Source organism: Streptomyces nitrosporeus (assembly GCF_008704555.1).
Lineage (GTDB): Bacteria > Actinomycetota > Actinomycetes > Streptomycetales > Streptomycetaceae > Streptomyces > Streptomyces nitrosporeus.
Map to the genome: position 1 here is coordinate 5996446 of NZ_CP023702.1, position 13999 is coordinate 6010444.

Sequence of the window (13999 nt, forward strand, 5' to 3'; positions counted from 1 at the left end):
GGAAGGGGGCCGCCGGTCACTCCCAGCGGAAGAACCTCGCCGCCGCGCCCAGCCCCAGCACCGCCCACACCGCGAGGACGCCCAGGTCGCCCCACGGCATCGACGCGCCGTGCTGGAGGACGTCCCGCAGCCCGTCGGAGAGCGCCGAGATCGGCAGCAGTCCCAGGACCTGCGCCACCGCGTCCGGGAACCTGTCCAGCGGCACGATCACCCCGCCGCCGACCAGCAGCAGCAGGAAGACCAGGTTGGCCGCCGCCAGGGTCGCCTCCGCCTTGAGGGTCCCGGCCATCAGCAGGCCGAGCCCCGAGAAGGCCGCCGTGCCCAGCACCAGGAGCAGCAGTACGGGGAGCGGGCCGCCCTGGGGCGACCAGCCCAGGGCGAAGGCGATGACGGTCAGCAGGACCACCTGGAGCACCTCGGTGACCAGCACGGCGAGGGTCTTCGCCGTCATCAGCGCCCAGCGCGGCAGCGGGGAGGCGGCCAGCCGCTTGAGCACGCCGTAACGCCGCTCGAAGCCGGTGGCGATCGCCTGGCCCGTGAAGGCCGTGGACATCACCGCGAGGGCCAGGATCCCGGGCGTCAGGAAGTCGACGGGCTCGCCCGTACCGGTGTCCACGATGTCCACCGACCCGAACAGCACCAGCAGCAGGGACGGGATGACCACGGTCAGCAGCAGCTGCTCGCCGTTGCGCAGCAGCATCCGGGTCTCGAACGCGGCCTGCGCGGCGATCATGCGGCCCAGCGGGGCGGCGCCGGGGCGCGGGGTGTACGTACCGGCGCTCATGCGCGCAGCTCCTTGCCGGTCAGTTCCAGGAAGACGTCCTCCAGGGTGCGCCGCTCCACCGAGATGCCCTGCGGCATCACCCCGTGCCGGGCGCACCAGGAGGTGACCGCGGCCAGCAGACCGGGGTCGACGGTGCCGGTGATGCGGTAGGAGCCGGAGGCGGTCTCGGCCGCCTCGCTGCCGTCGGGCAGCACCTTGAGCAGTGAGCCCAGGTCCAGACCGGGGCGGCCGGTGAAGCGGAGGGTGTTCTCGGCGCCGCCCCGGCACAGCTGTTCGGGGCTGCCCTGGGCGACGACCCGGCCCGCGTCGATGACGGCGACGTCGTCGGCGAGCTCCTCGGCCTCGTCCATGAAATGGGTGGTGAGGACCACCGACACGCCGTCCGCCCGCAGCTCGCGGATGAGCTCCCAGGTGGAGCGGCGGGCCTGTGGGTCGAGGCCCGCGGTCGGCTCGTCCAGGAAGACCAGCTCGGGGCGGCCGACGACGGCCATCGCGAGGGCCAGGCGCTGCTGCTGGCCACCGGAGAGCCGGCGGTAGGCGGTGCGTCCGCAGCTGCCCAGTCCGAGGCGTTCGACGAGGGCGGGGACGTCCAGCGGGTGGGCGTGCAGCTTCGCCGTGTGGCTCAGCATCTCGACGGCGCGGGCTCCGGAGTAGACGCCGCCGGACTGGAGCATCACCCCGATCCTGGGGCGGAGCCGCGCCGCGTCGGCGACGGGGTCGAGGCCGAGGACCCGTACCGTGCCGGCGTCGGGGCGGCGGTAGCCCTCGCACATCTCGACGGTGGTGGTCTTGCCGGCGCCGTTGGGGCCGAGGACCGCGGTCACCGCGCCCGCCGGGACCGCCAGGTCCAGGCCGTCCACCGCGGTCTTGTCTCCGTACCGCTTCACCAGGCCCCTGGCCTGCACGACGGGCTCACTGCTCATGGCGGACCAGTCTAGGTCCGTCCCGCGGGGCGGCTTCGCGCAGGGAGCGGTCCGGCGGTTTCCGGCCGCCGGACCACCGGATCGGGCCGGGTTCCGCCGGACCGGAGGCGGCGCCGGAGGCCGGGGCTCCGGCGTGACGGCCGGAGGGACGGGGCCCGTGCCGGGTTCCGGCCCGGCGCCGGAGACCCGGACGCGCGTCGGGTACGGCCGTGTGTCCACCGTGGAGGCCGCCGGCGGCCGGCCGGACCGGCGCCCCGCCGTCGACGGGGACAAGGCGGGGGAAGGCACTGGTCAGCTGCCTCCGGGGCGCCGGGCGGCCGGGCCCGGCCACCCGGCCGGAGGCCCCCGTGGGACCCGCCCGGACCGCGCCGGCGCCGGACGGAGCCCCCCTGGCCGGCGCCGGTCCGGGACGGCGTAGATCAACATTTCCGCAGGTCAAGTTAGGTCTGCCTAAGTGATGCACGGCACCGCGCCCGGATCCGGGCGCGGCTTGTCAGGCCCGAATGAATTACGCAACAATGGCGTTGTGAAATACGTGGGCGAGACTCCGCAGGAGGACCTCGCGACCGGTGAGCGCTCGACACGCAACCGCGTCGCGCGATCCATCCTGGACCACGGACCGTCCCTCGTCGCCGACCTGGCCAAGCGTCTCGGCCTCACCCAGGCCGCCGTGCGCCGCCACCTCGACGCCCTCGTCTCCGACGGCGTCGTCGAACCCCGCGAGCAGCGGGTCTACGGCGCGCGGACCCGCGGCCGCCCCGCCAAGGTCTTCGCCCTGACGGACTGCGGGCGGGACGCCTTCGACCAGTCGTACGACAAGCTGGCCGCCGACGCGCTGCGCTGGATCGCCGCCTCGGGCGGGGACGAGGCGCTCGTCGCCTTCGCCCGCGCCCGGATGGCCGCGCAGTCCGAGTCCTACCGCGCCGCGGTCGAGGCCGCGGACCTCGAAACACGCACCCAGGCTCTGGCCAAGGCCCTGTCGGCCGACGGGTACGCTGCTACGGCGCGCAGCGCGCCGGCCCCGCAGCAGGGCGAGCAGCTGTGCCAGCACCACTGCCCGGTCGCCCATGTCGCCGAGCAGTTCCCGCAACTGTGCGAGGCGGAGACGGAATTCTTCTCCAGCCTGCTCGGAACCCATGTGCAGCGCCTGGCCACCCTCGCCCACGGCGACGGCGTGTGCACGACGTTCGTCCCGCGCAGCGGCCCCACGGCACCACCGCAGACTTCACAGAACACCCATCCAGCATCCGCAAGCACGGCCGGGAGGAACCCCGCATGACACTCCCCACGGAGACTGCCCACCCTGAGCTCGAGGGCCTGGGCACGTACGAATTCGGCTGGGCCGACTCCGACGAGGCAGGCGCGGCGGCGAAGCGCGGCCTGTCCGAGGCGGTCGTCCGCGACATCTCCGAGAAGAAGAACGAGCCGGAGTGGATGCTGAAGCTCCGTCTCAAGGGCCTGAAGCTGTTCGAGAAGAAGCCCATGCCCAACTGGGGCTCGGACCTCTCCGGCATCGACTTCGACAACATCAAGTACTTCGTGCGCTCCACGGAGAAGCAGGCGGAGTCCTGGGAGGACCTGCCCGAGGACATCAAGAACACCTACGACAAGCTGGGCATCCCGGAGGCGGAGAAGCAGCGCCTGGTCGCCGGTGTCGCCGCCCAGTACGAGTCCGAGGTCGTCTACCACCAGATCCGCGAGGACCTGGAGGAGCAGGGCGTCATCTTCCTCGACACCGACACCGCGCTCAAGGAGCACCCGGAGCTCTTCAAGGAGTACTTCGGCACCGTCATCCCCGTCGGTGACAACAAGTTCGCCTCGCTGAACTCCGCCGTGTGGTCCGGCGGCTCCTTCATCTACGTCCCCAAGGGTGTCCACGTGGACATCCCGCTCCAGGCCTACTTCCGCATCAACACGGAGAACATGGGCCAGTTCGAGCGGACGCTGATCATCGTCGACGAGGACGCCTACGTCCACTACGTCGAGGGCTGCACCGCGCCGATCTACTCCTCGGACTCGCTGCACTCCGCGGTCGTCGAGATCATCGTGAAGAAGGGCGGCCGCTGCCGCTACACGACCATCCAGAACTGGTCGAACAACGTCTACAACCTCGTCACCAAGCGCGCCGTGGCGTACGAGGGCGCGACCATGGAGTGGGTCGACGGCAACATCGGCTCCAAGGTCACCATGAAGTACCCGGCCGTCTACCTCATGGGCGAGCACGCCAAGGGCGAGACCCTGTCCATCGCCTTCGCGGGCGAGGGCCAGCACCAGGACGCCGGCGCCAAGATGGTCCACATGGCCCCGAACACCTCCTCCAACATCGTCTCCAAGTCGGTGGCGCGAGGCGGCGGCCGTACCTCCTACCGCGGCCTGATCGAGATCGGCGAGGGCGCCCCGGGCGCCAAGTCCAACGTGCTCTGCGACGCCCTGCTCGTGGACACCATCTCCCGCTCGGACACCTACCCGTACGTCGACGTCCGCGAGGACGACGTGTCGATGGGCCACGAGGCGACCGTCTCCAAGGTCTCCGAGGACCAGCTCTTCTACCTCATGAGCCGCGGACTCACCGAGTTCGAGGCCATGGCGATGATCGTGCGCGGTTTCGTCGAGCCGATCGCCAAGGAGCTGCCCATGGAGTACGCGCTGGAGCTCAACCGGCTGATCGAGCTGCAGATGGAGGGCTCGGTCGGCTAGCACGGCCCCCCGCCGACCGTCTCCCCCCAGAGTTCTTGACTGAGAAAGCGAGCACTACGACAGCCATGGCTGAGGCTCAGAACATCCCGGTGGGCTCCACCACCGCCGGTTCCATCGCGGTGGCCGCCGAGTCGACCGTCGCCACGCGCATGAGCGCGCCCCCGTCCTTCGACGTCGCGGACTTCCCCGTCCCGCACGGCCGTGAGGAGGAATGGCGCTTCACTCCGCTGGAGCGGCTGCGCGGCCTGCACGACGGCACCGCCGTCGCCACCGGGAGCGGCGTCAAGGTCACCGTCGAGGCGCCCGAGGGCGTCACCGTGGAGACCGTCGGCCGGGACGACGCGCGGCTCGGCAGGGGAGGCGCCCCGGTGGACCGGGTCGCCGCCCAGGCGTACGCGTCCTTCGAGCAGGCGTCGGTCGTCACCGTCGCCAAGGAGGCCGTGCTCACCGAGCCGATCCGCATCGCCGTGCACGGCGAGGGCGGTGTCGCCTACGGGCACCAGGTGATCGAGCTGGGCGCCTTCGCCGAGGCCGTCGTCGTCATCGACCACACCGGTGACGCGGTGCTCGCCGCCAACGTCGACTACGTCCTGGGCGACGGTGCGAAGCTGACCGTCGTCTCCGTCCAGGACTGGGACGAGAAGGCCGTGCACGCCGGCCAGCACAACGCGCTGGTCGGCCGGGACGCCTCCTTCAAGTCCGTCCTCGTCACCTTCGGCGGCGACCTGGTCCGCCTCCACCCCCGGGTCGCCTACGCGGGCCCCGGCGGCGAGGCGGAGCTCTTCGGGCTGTACTTCACCGACAAGGGCCAGCACCAGGAGCACCGCCTCCTGGTCGACCACAACACCCCGCACTGCAAGTCCAACGTGGCCTACAAGGGCGCGCTCCAGGGCGAGGGCGCCCACGCCGTGTGGATCGGCGACGTCCTCATCCAGGCCGCCGCCGAGGGCACCGACACCTACGAGATGAACCGCAACCTGGTCCTCACCGACGGCGCCCGGGTCGACTCCGTACCCAACCTGGAGATCGAGACCGGCGAGATCGTCGGCGCCGGCCACGCCTCGGCGACCGGCCGTTTCGAGGACGAGCAGCTGTTCTACCTCCAGTCCCGCGGTATCCCGGAGGAGGAGGCCCGCCGGCTCGTCGTGCGCGGCTTCTTCGCCGAACTGGTCCAGCAGATCGGCCTGCCCGACGTCGAGGCCCGGCTCCTCGACAAGATCGAGGCCGAACTGAAGGCGTCGGTCTGAGATGGCCTTCGTCCGCGCCTGCGCGCTGAGCGAGCTGGAGGAGGACACCCCCAAGAGGGTGGAACTCGACGGCACGCCGGTCTCCGTCGTCCGCACCGAGGGCGAGGTGTTCGCGATCAACGACATCTGCTCGCACGCGAACGTCTCCCTCTCGGAGGGCGAGGTGGAGGACTGCTCGATCGAGTGCTGGCTGCACGGTTCCAGCTTCGACCTCCGCACCGGCAAGCCGTCCGGCCTTCCCGCGACGCGCCCCGTCCCCGTATACCCCGTAAAGATCGAAGGGGACGATGTGCTCGTCTCCGTCACCCAGGAGTCCTGAGTCACCCATGGCAACGCTTGAAATCCGCGACCTGCACGTCTCCGTCGAGGCGGACAACGCCACGAAGCCGATCCTCAAGGGCGTCGACCTGACCGTGAAGCAGGGTGAGACCCACGCCATCATGGGCCCGAACGGGTCCGGCAAGTCCACCCTCGCCTACTCGCTGGCCGGCCACCCCAAGTACACGATCACGGGCGGCACGGTGACCCTGGACGGCGAGGACGTCCTGGAGATGTCCGTCGACGAGCGGGCCCGCGCCGGCCTGTTCCTCGCCATGCAGTACCCCGTCGAGATCCCCGGCGTCTCGGTCTCCAACTTCCTGCGCACCTCCGCCACCGCCGTCCGCGGCGAGGCGCCCAAGCTGCGCACGTGGGTCAAGGAGGTCAAGGAGACGATGGCCGGGCTCCAGATGGACCCCGCCTTCGCCGAGCGCAACGTCAACGAGGGCTTCTCCGGCGGTGAGAAGAAGCGCCACGAGATCCTTCAGCTGGAGCTCCTCAAGCCGAAGGTCGCCATCCTCGACGAGACCGACTCCGGCCTCGACGTCGACGCCCTGCGCATCGTCTCCGAGGGCGTCAACCGGGTCCGCTCCACCGGTGAGGTCGGCACCCTGCTGATCACCCACTACACGCGGATCCTCCGCTACATCAAGCCCGACTTCGTGCACGTCTTCGCCGACGGCCGCATCGCCGAGTCCGGTGGCGCCGAGCTCGCCGACAAGCTGGAGAACGAGGGCTACGAGGCATATGTGAAGGGTGGCGCTTCCGCGTGACTGACGCCCGACAGGGGCTCTCCGGCCTCCTCGACACCGAGGCGATCCGTAAGGACTTCCCGATCCTGGACCGCACGGTCCACGACGGCAAGAAGATCGTTTACCTGGACAGCGCCGCGACCTCGCAGAAGCCGCGCCAGGTCCTCGACGCGCTCAGCGCGTACTACGAGCGGCACAACGCCAACGTCCACCGCGGTGTGTACACGCTCGCGGAGGAGGCCACCGCGCTGTACGAAGGCGCCCGTGACAAGGTCGCGGCCTTCATCAACGCGCCCAGCCGCAACGAGGTGATCTTCACCAAGAACGCCTCGGAGTCGCTGAACCTCGTGGCCAACATGCTCGGCTGGGCCGACGAGCCCTACCGGGTCGACAGCGACACCGAGATCGTCACCACCGAGATGGAGCACCACTCCAACATCGTGCCGTGGCAGCTGCTCGCGCAGCGCACCGGCGCGAAGCTGAAGTGGTTCGGCATCACGGACGACGGCCGGCTCGACCTGTCGAACATCGACGAGATCATCACCGAGAAGACGAAGATCGTCACCTTCACGCTGGTCTCCAACATCCTGGGCACCCACAACCCGGTCGAGAAGATCATCCGCCGCGCCCAGCAGGTCGGCGCCCTGGTCTGCGTCGACGCCTCGCAGGCCGCCCCGCACATGGTGCTCGACGTGCAGGCGCTCCAGGCCGACTTCGTGGCCTTCACCGGCCACAAGATGGTCGGCCCGACCGGTATCGGCGTGCTCTGGGGACGGCAGGAGCTCCTGGAGGACCTCCCGCCCTTCCTCGGCGGCGGCGAGATGATCGAGACGGTCTCGATGCACTCCTCGACCTACGCCCCGGCTCCGCACAAGTTCGAGGCCGGTACGCCCCCGATCGCCCAGGCCGTCGGCCTCGGCGCGGCCGTGGACTACCTCACCTCGGTCGGCATGGAGAACATCCACCGCCACGAGCAGGCCATCACCGAGTACGCGGTGCGCCGGCTCCTGGAGGTGCCCGACCTGCGGATCATCGGTCCGGCGACGGCCGAGGACCGCGGGGCGACGATCTCCTTCACGCTCGGCGACATCCACCCCCACGACGTGGGCCAGGTACTCGACGAGCAGGGCATCGCGGTCCGGGTCGGACACCACTGCGCACGGCCGGTCTGCCTGCGGTACGGAATTCCTGCGACGACGCGAGCGTCGTTCTATCTGTACTCCACGCCGGCCGAGGTCGACGCCCTGGTGGACGGCCTGGAGCACGTGCGGAACTTTTTCGGTTGATGGCGACACGGCTGAGGGTTGACTGGTGAAGCTGGACTCCATGTACCAGGAAGTGATCCTGGACCACTACAAGCACCCCCACGGGCGTGGCCTGCGGGACGGCGACGCCGAGGTGCACCACGTCAACCCGACGTGCGGCGACGAGATCACGCTCCGCGTGAAGTACGACGGCGAGACCCTCGCCGACGTCAGCTACGAGGGGCAGGGCTGCTCCATCAGCCAGGCCAGTGCCTCCGTCCTCAACGACCTGCTGGTCGGCAAGGAGCTGAGCGAGGCGCAGAAGGTCCAGGAGGCGTTCCTGGAGCTGATGCAGTCCAAGGGCCAGCTGGAGCCGGACGACTCGATGGAGGAGCTGCTGGAGGACGCGGTCGCGTTCGCCGGTGTCTCCAAGTACCCGGCCCGGGTCAAGTGCGCGCTGCTGAGCTGGATGGCGTGGAAGGACGCGACGGCGCAGGCGCTGTCCGAAGGGAAGACGGCATGAGCGAGAACGAGACTCTTACCACCAAGCCGGCCTCCGAGGAGGAGGTCCGCGAGGCGCTGTACGACGTGGTCGACCCCGAGCTGGGTATCGACGTCGTCAATCTGGGCCTGATCTACGGCATCCACATCGATGACGCGAACATCGCCACTCTCGACATGACCCTGACGTCGGCGGCCTGCCCGCTGACCGATGTGATCGAGGACCAGGCGAAGACCGCGACCGAGGGGATCGTCAGCGAGCTGCGGATCAACTGGGTCTGGATGCCGCCGTGGGGCCCGGACAAGATCACGGACGACGGCCGCGAGCAGCTTCGCGCGCTGGGCTTCAACGTCTGAGCCGTACTGCCGGGCTCCGAGGTCCGAGCCGTACCGCCGGGCTTTGACGTCCGAGCCGTACTTCCTCCCGTGAGGTGGCCCTTTTCCGGCCACGTCCCGTCGCGCACAGATGAACGGCCATGCCCTCCTTCCCGCTCTTGTGAGCGGGAAGGATCTTCCAGGAGACTGGCGGGCATGGCCGTTCACCTGCATCAGATCGCTGTCGACACCCATGACCTTCCCTCACTCGCCCGTTTCTGGTGCGCGGTGCTGGACTGGAAGGTGCTGTTCGAGGACGAGGGGGAAATCGTCATCGGCGCGGACGAGACGGCGCGGCCCGGTATGTGCTTCCTCCCCGTACCGGAGGGCAGGACCGCCAAGAACCGCCTCCACATCGACCTCGCCCCCGACGACCGGGACGCGGAGGTCGAGCGCATCATCGGGCTGGGGGCGACGCGGGTGGACGTGGGGCAGGGCGGGGACGCCACCTGGGTGGTGCTGGCCGACCCGGAGGGCAACGAGTTCTGCGTGCTCAGGCCGCGGAAGACGCTGACGGACTGAGGTGTGGCCCGCAGGCCCCGTACGCCACTTGGGCGTGCGGGGCGTTTCGCTGTCTGTGCGTGTGCCTCTACGGGCCCGCAACACGTCTTTGAGGATATCGAGTCGGGCACTCTCGCTGTGGACCGCCCGATCCCCTCGGAGTCCGCGTTGATCCAGCGATGGGGCGTGGCACGGGAGACCGCTCGCTGTGCGACACCTGCGGGAACTCGGGTACGTCTGCACCGTGCCGCAGCGGGGCACGTACGTGTGCGACCGCGGCGAGGATGAGCGCCAGGACGCGCAGTAGCCCCGTCCGCGCGCCACGGGGGCAGCACACGGGCGGGGCCGACCAGGTGACCGCCTATGCGGTCAGTCCGGGTCCGAAGTAGCCCGGGGTCCGGAACAGGCCCGCGAACGTGCCGGGGCCGTGCCGGTCGTCGAGCCATGCGCCGAGCGCCGTCGTGTCGCCACTGATGACGGCCGCGAGCAAGCGCGTGTGGCACTCGCACTCTTCCCCCGGGGCGAACTCCCCGAGGAAGTTCAAGTACCGGCGGTTGACGCCTATTTCGTAGTTCCGAAGTGCGGCGGCGTATTGCGCCCGCTCTGCGCTTTCCGAAACGTCCACCACTCGCTGGCTGTCCTGTTCGGTGAGCGTTCCCGTCATGTCCCGGAACGCGAGTGCACCGAGAACGTCTACGGGGCCCGTGATACCGAAGTGCTCAGCGGCTCTCCGGGTGATGGAGCGCGCTTCCCTGTCGCACGCGCCCTCCATGACGACTCCCAGATTCCGCGTGTGGCGGCTTCCGTGTCCGTCGGCTACCGAGTACTGCTGTCCTGTCGCGCGGCGGTAGTTGATTCCGTACTGAGTGCGCACGGGCAGGCCCGCCACTTCCACATATCGCCGACGCGATCCGTAGTGAAGACAGTCATGGGAGTACGCGCGAAGCAGGTCGAGAAGTGCCAGCGCGGGGCGCTCGGGGGTTCGTCGTTCCATGGGGCCGTGCATAGTGATGACGGCGACCATTTGAAGATGCCGGTATCCCTGGTCCGGGTGGTGGAATCCGCCGAAGGCTCCGGGGCGCGTGGACTCACAGCCGACCAGAACACGGTCGAACGGCAGTATCCGAGACAGCCCGTAGTGCGCGTATCGGCGCTTGGCATCCTCCACACCAGAGTGAAAGGGCGTGGTGTCGACACCATCGGCCGCCCATCGGCTGAGGATTTCCGAGAGTGGGCGGAAAACGTGGGCGGGGTGCTTGTCCGTGAGTGGGGATGCATCGGCGCGCATGGCGGAAAGGGCTGCCAGTGTCCGCGTTCCCATGACGGACTCGTTCGGGGCGAGTTCCGTTAAGTCGGGGAACCCGTCTTGATGAGCTGAATGTGAGACTCCTGCATCCCCTCCGGGAGCATGTCCGGGCTGAACCATTTCGCCTCCAGAATCTCGAAGCCGTCAATCTTGAGAGTCCCGCCCACGTGCAGAGCCTCGTACGCGATTTCCACGCGGAGTTTGTATCCGCTGGTCACTTGGACGAGTCGCCCCGGCACCACGTCAAGGCCCGTTTCTTCTTTGACTTCGCGAACAATGGTCTTCGGGAATTCCTCGCTCTTGATGGCGTATCCGGTAGGAAGACCCCACGGGCGGTCGGCGGGCCACATGCGGTGTTTCAGCAGCAGGACTTCCCCCGCCTCGTTGCGCACAATTCCCGTGACGCCGACCATGAATTTGGCATGCGCGAACCACAGGACACGCCATTGCAGCGGGCCGCGAATCAGCTTCCACATCCGCGCAACGATCCGCTTCATATGCACCCTTTCGATGAGGCAAGCACGTCCGGCGCTTGCGATGCTGGCTCAACCTGTGCCGTCGGGTGCAGGTCACGCCCAAACTTCTGCGGACCTGCCTCCGCCGCTCGACCTGACCAGGGTTTCCCCCGCCGGGGCGGGGGTCAGAGACGGTCTGCCGCCGCGAGGGTGGGAAGTGCTGTTGCGGGAGCAGCGACTGTGAAGACGAGCGCCGCCCATCCGAAGCAGCGGACCCGGCTCACAGGCTGTCCCGCCGGGGGGATGCAGTCCGGGCGGTCCTCGGGGTGGAACGGCGACGGGGGCGCGTCGGGCCCGGGAGGCGGAGCACGCGCGATGCCGCGTTCGGAGCCCCGCCGTACTGGTCCCACCACCCGGGCGGGGAGTTCGCGTAAGGGCCGCCCGGGTCGGTGTCTCTATGAGGCTCACGAGCTACGGGGCCGGGAGAGGGCGCGTGGGGCGTTGGTGACGCCGTGTCGGAGGGGCGGTCATCGCTGCGCGTCCGCGAGATGCCGGCTCATCCGCACGTTGCGGTCACTTACGCGGCTCGCGTCACCGTTCGCCTTGGCATGGTCGCGGTCCATGGCGCCTGTGCCGCAGTGCGCGCATCCCGGTACCGGCTTTGGTTCAACATCCAACCTCAGTGGCAAGGCCACTGGTGCACTTGGGCAGGTGTGGCGCTCGCTCATGCCGACCCCTTCACGTCGTCTGGATCACGACAATGCTAGGAAGGACAAGGCCTCAACTCACAGTTGATTGCACGTGATTGCAGACCAGTCAGACGAGTGAGTCCCGCGCCTTACAGATCAACGCACGTGCCCGTGCGCCGTGTACAGCCATGCCGGCGAGCTTGGAGTAGGCATCCGAATAGGCCTTGATCTCGCTGGGCTGAGTCAGCGTCAAGTAACCAGATACCAACTCCACATTGACTTGCGTGTTGTCATAGATCCAAAAGTTCTCAACGGGAAGTTGTGGGCGCTGCTGGGCGACAGGGATGACGCCGAGACTGATATTAGGAAATCTGCCTAAAGTGAGTAGGTGCTCTAGCTGTTCTTCCTGGGTTTCCGCAGTGCTAAGCGTATTCCTGAGAACAGGTTCTTCGATCAAGAAAGCAAATGCCCGTTGTCCCTCATGCAGTACTCGCTGTCGTTCCATGCGGGCCGCCACCGCGTCTGCCACGTCATCCATGGGCACCCGCTGCTGCTGAATTGCCCGAAGCACGTCTTCGGTGTACTGATAGGTTTGAAGGAGTCCGGGAAGTGCCCACACGCTATACGAGCGGAAACGACGTGTGCGCTGGTATAACGGTAGCCTTTCCTCTTGGGATCGTTTGAGTCCCGTGCGCTCCAGTCGGCGCCACGTCAGCCATGTGCCCTCTGCGGCCCGGAGTGATGCGATCAAGTCGCCTGTTTGATCCTCGGCGTCACACGCACGACACCACAACCGAATATCGTTCTCGCTCGGTTGTGTCTTCGCTGTCGAGATCCGGGAAACCTTTGAAGGGTGCCAGCCGCACAGGGCTGCGAGATCCTTGCCATCCAGCCCGGCATCCTTGACCAAATCGCGAAGGCGATTCGCCAAGGCTCGCCGAGCCTCTTGGACGCTAGATGATGATTGCACTAGACCGGCTTGTACTCCTCATGAGGCGTGGCCCGCTCCCAGACGGAATTGAATGCAGCAATGCACCACGCAGCCAAGGTTGCGTCGTTTACGTACTCTCGTTCCGTCAGAACACCGTCCCCGCTGAAGTGATGGAAGAGTGCCAACTCGCCGTCGAATACCCAGAAATCAACGGCGGGCACCGCGAGATCTTTTGCGTGACGCCGAGGAAGCCAACGAACATCCTCACCGGCAGCGATATTGGTCACCGCATAGGCGTGCTCCCACCGAACATATTCAGTCAGAGGCTCGGATACTACGCGTGCACGACGAACCGAGACCCCACGCGAAACGGCAGCCTGTACCGTCTCATGCCAGCCTTCCCACCAGTCCGCACGATTGTCCGGCGTGAACGTGCGTCGACCCTCACGCCATTCGAGGAAATCGGGGTCAGTACTTGCGTACTGATCACGTACCTCTAGATGGATTGCGGTTCGCCGTGCCCGAGACAGGGGCTCACGTGCCGGGGGCTTCATCGGCGGTGTCTCCATCCGGTCGAGGAATGTACTGGATCATGACCTTCGGTAACCGAATGATCGCTTCGTGGTCCGGAACCTCCGTGCCGTGGCCGGGAATCGAACCGATCTCCTGGCATGCCTTCACCTCCTCCTCGGTAGCCCGGTAGGACTGGATCAGCAGGTCTCCACTGTCCTCGTCCAGCCAGATGGTGGGTGAGTCGTCCTTACCGGTGGTCGGGATGATCCCCAGGAAACGCAAGCGCATGACCTCTCCCTGTGCCGATCCGATTGCAGCAGATTGCTTGAGCGTTGCCCACTCGGCCCTCTCGGTCAAGAGCCTCCATCCATAGGGCCGTTGACGCAATGCGGCAGCCCCCCGCGCCGCCGCCCCGGTGTGGGCGATGAGCGCGGGGATTCTGCGTCGGCGTGGGGACGGGGGTTCATTTCGGGAATTCCTCCGTACTGGCAACCAGCACGTCGCGGAGCGATGTGGCGACGAGAGCGGCCGGCACAGCGGCGAGCCGTTCAAGGTCCTCGGGTCCGTGGTCGTGCTCCTCGCCGAGCCACAGCACGCGCCCTCGAACTCGGTGGTGTTCTTGAGCTGGTGACAGCCGTGGCACAGGGCCTGAACGTCGCTGTCCACGTCCTCACCGCCGAGGGACGGCGGGCGTACGTGGTCCACTTACGCCCCGTCCGCGGGGAAGTCGCCCAAGCGCCAGGCGCACCAGGCCGGGCCCCGT

General features: G+C 67.9%; 16 protein-coding genes and 1 pseudogene. 9 read left to right on the forward strand and 8 right to left on the reverse strand.

Annotation, left to right across the window (positions count from 1 at the left end; translation table 11 throughout):
• Positions 1 to 16: 16 nt before the first annotated feature.
• Together CP967_RS26435 and CP967_RS26440 are read right to left on the reverse strand one after the other, a co-directional pair.
• On the reverse strand, positions 17 to 784 hold the full coding sequence (locus tag CP967_RS26435) for an ABC transporter permease (protein ID WP_150490376.1): 768 nt from the start codon (positions 782 to 784) through the stop codon (positions 17 to 19).
• Positions 781 to 1707: an ABC transporter ATP-binding protein gene (locus tag CP967_RS26440; protein ID WP_150490377.1), complete on the reverse strand. Its 927-nt coding sequence runs from the start codon at positions 1705 to 1707 to the stop codon at positions 781 to 783. Before CP967_RS26440 ends, CP967_RS26435 begins: the two co-directional genes overlap by 4 nt.
• Before the next feature lie 526 nt (positions 1708 to 2233).
• Between CP967_RS26440 and CP967_RS26445 the strand changes: the two genes are divergently transcribed.
• The 9 genes from CP967_RS26445 to CP967_RS26485 all read left to right on the forward strand — a co-directional run bounded on the left by CP967_RS26445 (position 2234) and on the right by CP967_RS26485 (position 9363).
• Positions 2234 to 2986 (forward strand): helix-turn-helix transcriptional regulator, encoded by a 753-nt coding sequence (locus CP967_RS26445; protein WP_150490378.1) that lies wholly within the window; start codon positions 2234 to 2236, stop codon positions 2984 to 2986.
• Positions 2983 to 4404 carry a Fe-S cluster assembly protein SufB gene (gene sufB, locus CP967_RS26450; protein WP_150490379.1) on the forward strand — a complete coding sequence of 474 codons (1422 nt, stop codon included), beginning with the start codon at positions 2983 to 2985 and terminating at the stop codon, positions 4402 to 4404. Before CP967_RS26445 ends, sufB begins: the two co-directional genes overlap by 4 nt.
• Before the next feature lie 65 nt (positions 4405 to 4469).
• Positions 4470 to 5651, forward strand: a complete 1182-nt coding sequence (sufD, locus tag CP967_RS26455; protein WP_150490380.1) for a Fe-S cluster assembly protein SufD — start codon at positions 4470 to 4472, stop codon at positions 5649 to 5651.
• Position 5652: 1 nt separating this feature from the next.
• Complete coding sequence (locus tag CP967_RS26460; protein ID WP_037876151.1) at positions 5653 to 5970, forward strand: bifunctional 3-phenylpropionate/cinnamic acid dioxygenase ferredoxin subunit; 318 nt, start codon at positions 5653 to 5655, stop codon at positions 5968 to 5970.
• Between the two features lie 7 nt (positions 5971 to 5977).
• Positions 5978 to 6742, forward strand: a complete 765-nt coding sequence (sufC, locus tag CP967_RS26465; protein WP_150490381.1) for a Fe-S cluster assembly ATPase SufC — start codon at positions 5978 to 5980, stop codon at positions 6740 to 6742.
• On the forward strand, positions 6739 to 8007 hold the full coding sequence (locus CP967_RS26470; protein ID WP_150490382.1) for a cysteine desulfurase: 1269 nt from the start codon (positions 6739 to 6741) through the stop codon (positions 8005 to 8007). Before sufC ends, CP967_RS26470 begins: the two co-directional genes overlap by 4 nt.
• 25 nt (positions 8008 to 8032) lie before the next feature.
• Positions 8033 to 8488 (forward strand): Fe-S cluster assembly sulfur transfer protein SufU, encoded by a 456-nt coding sequence (gene sufU / locus CP967_RS26475; RefSeq protein ID WP_280116538.1) that lies wholly within the window; start codon positions 8033 to 8035, stop codon positions 8486 to 8488.
• Positions 8485 to 8823, forward strand: a complete 339-nt coding sequence (locus CP967_RS26480) for a metal-sulfur cluster assembly factor (protein WP_150490383.1) — start codon at positions 8485 to 8487, stop codon at positions 8821 to 8823. Before sufU ends, CP967_RS26480 begins: the two co-directional genes overlap by 4 nt.
• A gap of 174 nt (positions 8824 to 8997) precedes the next feature.
• A complete protein-coding gene (locus CP967_RS26485; RefSeq protein ID WP_150490384.1) occupies positions 8998 to 9363 on the forward strand; it encodes a VOC family protein in 366 nt (121 codons plus the stop codon).
• Positions 9364 to 9703: 340 nt separating this feature from the next.
• On the opposite strand, the gene CP967_RS26495 is transcribed toward CP967_RS26485, so the two are convergent.
• The 6 genes and pseudogenes from CP967_RS26495 to CP967_RS35275 form a co-directional block, all read right to left on the reverse strand.
• Positions 9704 to 10510, reverse strand: coding sequence for a hypothetical protein (locus CP967_RS26495; RefSeq protein WP_229888312.1), 807 nt, complete (start codon positions 10508 to 10510; stop codon positions 9704 to 9706).
• Positions 10511 to 10689: 179 nt separating this feature from the next.
• Entirely contained in the window at positions 10690 to 11145 is a 456-nt protein-coding gene (locus tag CP967_RS26500) for an NUDIX domain-containing protein (RefSeq protein WP_150490385.1), read from the reverse strand.
• A gap of 774 nt (positions 11146 to 11919) precedes the next feature.
• Positions 11920 to 12723: a helix-turn-helix domain-containing protein gene (locus tag CP967_RS26510; RefSeq protein ID WP_229888311.1), complete on the reverse strand. Its 804-nt coding sequence runs from the start codon at positions 12721 to 12723 to the stop codon at positions 11920 to 11922.
• A 38-nt stretch (positions 12724 to 12761) separates the two neighbouring features.
• On the reverse strand, positions 12762 to 13292 hold the full coding sequence (locus CP967_RS26515) for a DUF6879 family protein (RefSeq protein ID WP_341874677.1): 531 nt from the start codon (positions 13290 to 13292) through the stop codon (positions 12762 to 12764).
• Entirely contained in the window at positions 13258 to 13524 is a 267-nt protein-coding gene (locus CP967_RS26520) for a hypothetical protein (protein ID WP_150492065.1), read from the reverse strand. The genes CP967_RS26515 and CP967_RS26520 overlap by 35 nt, the downstream gene beginning before the upstream one ends.
• A gap of 369 nt (positions 13525 to 13893) precedes the next feature.
• A pseudogene (locus CP967_RS35275) lies at positions 13894 to 13941 on the reverse strand (hypothetical protein); the annotation flags it as partial.
• Positions 13942 to 13999: the final 58 nt, after the last annotated feature.